This is a genomic window from Rahnella sp. CG8 (assembly GCF_023701875.1).
Classification (GTDB): domain Bacteria; phylum Pseudomonadota; class Gammaproteobacteria; order Enterobacterales; family Enterobacteriaceae; genus Rahnella; species Rahnella aceris.
Window position 1 is genome coordinate 72,380 of record NZ_JABAED010000025.1, and the last position, 6,683, is coordinate 79,062.

Sequence of the window (6,683 nt, forward strand, 5' to 3'; positions counted from 1 at the left end):
AATAACACGAATTTTAAAAGAGGTTATCCGTTGTTTTAATATCCATCTGTCCCTACTGTAAAAGGAATTATTATAATGAAAATGAAAGTGGCTGCCGCATTATTATGCGGCACAGTCTGCTCGTCGGCTTTTTCCGCTGAGAGCGAAAGCGTAAATAAAAATGAAGATCATAATTCACCGGCAATGCTGACGCCGGTACCGATCGGTAACGTTGCGTTACCTGCTGAACCCTGGAAAGTGCAGATCGGCGCCATGCAGGAAACAGAGAACACAGAAGGTCAGGGCGATAAAGACGGCGCTTATGAACCGACGGTATTTGTTAACTTCAGCAAAGGAAAGTGGAACTTCTACGGCGCATTTTATCAGGAAGACCATAACGTCGATTACTCTGAAGATACCCGGAGTGACTGGTTTAATCAGGTCGAATTCGATATGCATTATCAGTTTGTGGATAACGCAGATTATGCGCTGGGGCTGATGCTCGGTTTCAGGAACTATCAGTGGCAATATAATGAAGATAAAAAGAAAGAGGGCAATTCTTATAATACCCAGCGTTATACCATTCAGCCAGACTGGTCGGTGTCGCTTAGTCCTGCATTGAAATATAACGGCTGGATGGCGTTGTATAATTATTATAACAGTATGGACGATAACGGTTATCTGAATAAAGAGTTTGAAGGTGAAACTGGTTTGAAATACAGTTTCACCGACGATATCGCGATGCAGGTCAGTTATTATTTAGATCGCGGATGGAATACCGGTGACAGCCAGCGCGGGGAATTCGCTAAACAGGAAGCGCGTATCTATTTGCCGGTGAGCTTCGATCTTTTCTCCAGCGGGAAAACCGTGCTGACGCCTTATGCCCGCCGGACGCTGGATACCTATTATTACAATGATGATCGCGGAGAACGCGAAGGAGAAACCGATACGCGATTCGGGTTGTTAATCAATCAGCCTTTACCCAACGGTTTTGCCATCTCACTGGAATATGCCTACGAATTGCAGTTGCACGATAATACCGATGCCAGCGCCAATGCGAAGACCAAATTCCATTATACCGGTGTCGGTGTCACCTATTCTTTCTGATGCCTCTCATCACCCAACCGGAAGCTGTTTTCCGGTTGGGTTTTCTTATTTTCCGGCAGTGATTTCTATGGCGGAATGATTCACCACCAGCTGTGTCGGCACCAGCGTGCGGGAATGCGCGCCGGGACGATCGAAAATTTTATCGAACAGCACACCGCAACCCTGCCAGCCTAATTCGCGGATAGGAATTTCAATGCCGGTCAGCCCCGGAGACAGGATCGGCGAAATATTGTCGCTGCTGTAACCGGTGATGGAAATTTCATCGGGAATGATCTTTTTCTGTTCATGGGCCGCGCGGTAAATGCTCATGACTTTCACGGCATCCGTGGCGAAAACGGCCGTCGGCGGATGCGCCTTTTGCAGCAATGTCGTCGCCGCCAGATAAGCGCTTTCGGTGGTATAACCGCCGTCAATCATCAGGCCCGGTTGCGCAGTCAGACCGGCATCCTGCATGGCGCGTTTATAACCGGCAAGGCGGTCAATGGAAACGTGATAATCCAGCGGCGCGTGCAGGCAGGCAATATCCTGGTGACCGAGCGAAATAAGATGTTCTGTCAGCCGGTAACTGTCCTGAAAATTATCGGTATCGACGGAAAAGACGTGCTGATATGTTCCTTCAATATTGCCAATCACCACCACAGGAACCTGATAATTATCTAACTGTTCCAGAATATATTCATCGGCGGGTGAACTGAGCATTATCACACCTTTCACCATTTTTTCCGTTATTTTAGCGACACACTTTTGCAGATCTTCTTCGCTATTTTTGGACGTCTGCAAAATAACGTCAAAACCCTCTTCTTCCGCTCTCAGCGCAATGGATTGCAATATTTCGGAGAAGAAAGGGTTCCCGGCGGTTGTTTTGGTCGAACGGGTGGATATCACTAAAATCGCATCAAAACCTTTGGATGTCAGCGCCCGCGCCAGTTTGCTTGGCTGATAATTCAGCGTGCGGATAGCATCCAGCACGCGCTCACGGGCATCTGGCGAAATATTGGTTTGGTTGGTAATAACTCTGGAAACGGTAGATTTGGACACTTTTGCCAGACGGGCAATATCATAAATAGTGACTGCCACAATATATGCACCTCAAATATCCGTATTAAGGACGGGATATTGATAATACGGGGCAGGTCTGAGGTTGTCCATTTTCCCCAGACCTGATGTGGCGGATTATTACTCGTCTAATTTCAGCGGCGGCAACTGCGCAAAAATGCTCAGCAGGCCTTCGCCCCAGCCTTTGCGGATCATGTCGAAATACGGGTGTGTTTCGGTGATCCGGTGCTGTTGCGCGGCGCTGAAGCTGTCTGTCGGATAGGTCATCACATCCAGCGGCAGGCCGACGGAAAGATTACTGCGCAGTGTGGAGTCCATCGAAATCAGCGCACATTGCATCGCCTGATCCAGCGCGGTGTCGTAGCTCAGTACGCGATCGATAATCGGCTTACCGTACTTACTCTCACCAATCTGGAAATACGGCGTGTCGTGCGTGGCTTCGATGAAATTCCCCTGCGGATAAATGTGGAACAGCCGCTGGCCCTCACCTTTAATCTGTCCGCCGAGCAACAGATTGCAGCTGAAATCTGTATTGCCCCCCTGATTTGCGCCGCTGTCCCGTGCAATCACTTCACGCACCGTTTCACCCAGCAGGCTGGCGGCATCGTAAAGCGACTTCACGTTCAGCAGGTTTTCCCGCTCATCGTCTGCGCAGCGACGATGCAGCAGACTGATAATGCTCTGTGTGGTCGCCAGATTTCCGGCACTCTGGATCACCAGCACGCGTTCATCGCTTTGATGAAAAACATGCAGTTTACGGAAGGTGGAAATATGGTCCACTCCGGCATTGGTGCGTGAATCTGAAACAAACACCAGGCCAGAGGACAAGCGCATGGCCACACAGTAAGTCATAAAAAGGTTTCCTCAGGTATTCAGGATCATTGCGGAACGTCGAGTATGGCAACGGCCGCGACAGTGCGCATGTCTTCGCTTCCTCCCCCTAACCGGATACCGCGGACCGGGCATGCATCAAGATAATCTATGCCGATAGCCAGTTTCAAATGCTGATTCGGTTTACAGGTGTTATTGGTGACATCGAAGCTCTGCCAGCGGTCATCCAGCCAGGCTTCCGCCCACGCATGCATGGCCACATGCGCCGAGTCTTCCGAGTAAAGATAGCCGCTGACGTAACGCGCCGGAATGCCCAGGCTGCGGCAGCAGGCCAGGAAAACGTGTGTGTGGTCCTGACATACGCCGGTTTGTGCTGAAAAGGCTTGTGAGGCGCTGTCTTTCACCGTGGTGCTGCCGGGGTTGTAAGGCATTTTCAGCAGCAGTTCGCCCATCAGGCTGCACAGACTTTCATGCTGTGCCTGCGGCCGGTAATAACGGCTGGCGAAATCGCGGATCGCGCCATCGGCCAGGGTCAGCGGGCTGGTGCGCAAAAACACCAGCGGCGAGAGATGCCCGCAATTATCGTCTTCCGTATTGTCTTCAATCTCGACCACGCCGTTGGCTTCAATGGTGATCGCCTGATGGGGTTGATCGAGCGTCAGGACATGCAGCACATTGCCATAGGCATCCAGCGTGCGGGTGGCATATTCCGGCAAGGTCAGATCCCACGACAAAATCTTCTGATGGCTGGAATCCTGCGGTGTGAGGCGCAGATATTGCGTGCTGTGTTTAACCTGTTGCGCATAGCTGTAATGCGTCTGATGTGTGACATTCAGTTTCATTATTGGGCCTCCAGATAGGTTTGATGAATGCTCTCAGCGATGGCATTGGTCTGATCCAGAAACTGCATCAACCAGGGGCTGAGACCCATCTCAACAATCTCGTCCATTTCGGTGAAGCGAAGCTGAGCATGAAGGGTATGGACACGGCGACGTGGCAAATTGCCTGCGCTGCCGCCGATTTCCTCCAGCTGTTCGGCCATGATTTCGACACAGGAAAGCAGAGAACGCGGTAACTCGCGGCGCAGTATCAGCAGCTCGGCAATACGTTTCTGGCTAAGTTGCTGCTTATAAAGCGTGTGGAACGCTTCGCGGGCGCTGACCGCACGCAGCAGCGTGTCCATCCGGTAGTACTCGCGCACCGGATCTTCATCGGCATTCAGTAACTGATTTTTGGCATCCAGCAGGCGGGCGGTGCTGTCCGCCCGCTCAAGCATGGTGCCGAGGCGGATAAAGTTCAGTGCATCACTGCGCAGTAATGTGCCGAACATCGCACCGCGAAACAGATGTGAGCGCTCCTTGACCCAGTCGAAGAAAGCGTCTGCACCGGCAGAACCGACGCCCTGACGGCGGATCAGTTTCATCTCTATCCAGGTGGCATTGATGCTTTCCCAGACTTCAGAAGAAAGACTGCCGCGCACCGCATGCGCATTGTTCCAGGCCATCTGCAGGCAACTGAAAATGCTGCTGTGGTTGAAGCTGTCCAGAGCGAAGAAGTTGAGCAGATTACCCATCGACTCCTGCGGATAGTGCTCGTTGAACAGTATCCGCGTACCGGTCATGGTCAGCGGTACCAGTAAATCATTGTTTTCATCGCGTGCGTTGACGTCACGGATCGACATCATCGACAGCTTATTGGTCACGTCCAGCAGGCGTGCAATATTCTCGGCGCGTTCCAGATAACGCGCCATCCAGTACAGTTCGCTGGCTGTTCTGCTTAGCATGCGTCATCCTCCGTCGGATTTTCTTCCAGCACCCAGGTATCTTTGGTCCCGCCGCCCTGAGATGAATTCACTACCAGCGAGCCTTCTTCCAGCGCTACGCGGGTTAATCCGCCCGGTACCAGACGAATTTCGGCACCGGTCAGCGCAAATGGCCGCAGGTCGATATGACGCGGTGCCAGCCCGTTACCGACAAAGGTCGGGCAGGTGGAAAGCGCCAGCGTTTCCTGCGCGATGTAGTTTTCCGGGCGGATGCGCAGTAATTCGCGGAAGCGTTCAATTTCTGCCTTGCTGGCCGTCGGCCCAATCAGCATGCCGTAACCGCCTGCGCCATGAACCTCTTTCACCACCATTTTTTCCAGGTTTGCCAGCACGAAAGACAGATCGCTTTCCTTGCGGCATTGCCACGTCGGCACGTTATTGAGGATCGGATCCTCCGCCAGGTAGTAACGGATCATCTCCGGTACATACGGGTAGATCGATTTATCATCCGCCACGCCGGTACCGATCGCATTCGCCAGCACCACACCACCGGATCGATACACCGACAGCAGGCCGGGAACCCCGAGCATGGAATCGGCGCGGAACGCCAGCGGATCGAGGAAGGCGTCGTCGATACGCCGGTAGATCACGTCAATCTTGCACGGTCCGGCGGTGGTGCGCATAAACACCGCGCCGTCTTTCACGAACAGATCGACGCTTTCTACCAGTTCAACGCCCATTTGTTGTGCGAGGAAACTGTGCTCGAAATAGGCACTGTTAAAGCGGCCCGGCGTCAGTACCACGACGGTCGGATCGTTGACGGTGGTGCTTTCGCGCAGGGTTTGCAGTAAGTGGGAAGGGTAGCGGGAAACCGGCGCGATACGCTGCTCGGCAAACAATTCGGGATATAACCGCATCATCATTTTGCGGTTTTCCATCATGTAAGACACACCGGACGGCGTGCGCAGGTTGTCTTCCAGCACGTAGTATTCGCCATCGCCTCCCCGCACCATATCGGTTCCGGCAATGTGGGCATAGGTATCACGGTGAAGATCGATGCCCTGCATGCAGGGCTGATACTGATCGTTGGCCAGCACCTGTTCGGCGGGCACGATCCCTGCCTTGAGGATCTTCTGGTCATGATAAATATCATGCAGAAAAGCATTAAGCGCCTGAACCCGCTGACGGATCCCGCGATCAAGCATCTGCCATTCGCTGGCCGGAATAATGCGTGGCACGCTGTCAAACGGGATCAGCCGTTCCGCGCCATCATCTTCGCCATAAACATTAAAGGTAATCCCCACCCGGTGAAACAACAGCGCAGCTTCCTCTTTTTTGCGCTGGACTGCCTGTTGATCGGCTTGCTGCAACCACTGCCAGTAGGCCTGATAATGGCTGCGGTGTTTGCCTTCAGCCATCAACATTTCATCAAAAAAGGGTGAATCGGAAAGGTCAATCTTGATCATCATCACCTCACAAACTGGACAGGCTGCAATTGAATCGTTCAATAACAATGAAGATCAGGCATAAAGTGTGCCAGCGTGCAAAACGGGCTGAAAATCAGGGGGAAAGGGGCCGGTCTGCCCTGTTCGGGTGCAGCGCGCTTTCAAGTTGAGTGAAAAGAGGGCAGAAATGATTAGGTTACTGTAAGTATGATCGTTGATGAGGCAATCGCCATTGATGATATGAAAACAACAAAAAAACTTATGGATACATTAATTATGTTTAGTATTTCTGTGCATCATCACATTCGCATTCTCCGGATCCTGATACAAAATTCCCACAATTTCACCATGTGAATACAGTTTCCTCACACCCCGAAAAGCAGGATGCTTTTCACATGCCAACCAGGGACCGGAATGGACACACTTTCCCGCTACTCACTTGATATCTGGAACAGCCCTTACAGTCTGGACGTGCTGAACTTTCGCGGCGAGGAACAGCTCAG

Annotated in this window: 6 protein-coding genes and 1 pseudogene; 2 read left to right on the forward strand and 5 right to left on the reverse strand. The window is 52.1% G+C overall.

The genetic code is table 11. The annotated features are described in order from the left end of the window. Positions 1 to 75 precede the first annotated feature (75 nt). Positions 76 to 1,086: an OmpG family monomeric porin gene (locus HGO41_RS20285; protein WP_013577188.1), complete on the forward strand. Its 1,011-nt coding sequence runs from the start codon at positions 76 to 78 to the stop codon at positions 1,084 to 1,086. Between the two features lie 45 nt (positions 1,087 to 1,131). On the opposite strand, the gene HGO41_RS20290 is transcribed toward HGO41_RS20285, so the two are convergent. The 5 genes from HGO41_RS20290 to HGO41_RS20310 all read right to left on the reverse strand — a co-directional run bounded on the left by HGO41_RS20290 (position 1,132) and on the right by HGO41_RS20310 (position 6,201). Beyond that, entirely contained in the window at positions 1,132 to 2,163 is a 1,032-nt protein-coding gene (locus HGO41_RS20290; protein WP_013577187.1) for a LacI family DNA-binding transcriptional regulator, read from the reverse strand. Positions 2,164 to 2,262: 99 nt separating this feature from the next. After that, entirely contained in the window at positions 2,263 to 2,994 is a 732-nt protein-coding gene (locus HGO41_RS20295; protein WP_013577186.1) for a proteasome-type protease, read from the reverse strand. Between the two features lie 26 nt (positions 2,995 to 3,020). Next, positions 3,021 to 3,815: a transglutaminase family protein gene (locus HGO41_RS20300; protein ID WP_013577185.1), complete on the reverse strand. Its 795-nt coding sequence runs from the start codon at positions 3,813 to 3,815 to the stop codon at positions 3,021 to 3,023. Beyond that, positions 3,815 to 4,756 carry an alpha-E domain-containing protein gene (locus HGO41_RS20305; protein ID WP_250981337.1) on the reverse strand — a complete coding sequence of 314 codons (942 nt, stop codon included), beginning with the start codon at positions 4,754 to 4,756 and terminating at the stop codon, positions 3,815 to 3,817. The genes HGO41_RS20300 and HGO41_RS20305 overlap by 1 nt, the downstream gene beginning before the upstream one ends. Beyond that, complete coding sequence (locus HGO41_RS20310) at positions 4,750 to 6,201, reverse strand: circularly permuted type 2 ATP-grasp protein (RefSeq protein WP_013577183.1); 1,452 nt, start codon at positions 6,199 to 6,201, stop codon at positions 4,750 to 4,752. The genes HGO41_RS20305 and HGO41_RS20310 overlap by 7 nt, the downstream gene beginning before the upstream one ends. A 393-nt stretch (positions 6,202 to 6,594) precedes the next feature. On the opposite strand from HGO41_RS20310, the pseudogene HGO41_RS25950 reads away from it, so the two are divergent. Further along, positions 6,595 to 6,683 (forward strand): annotated as a pseudogene (locus HGO41_RS25950) (Rhs element Vgr protein); the annotation flags it as partial.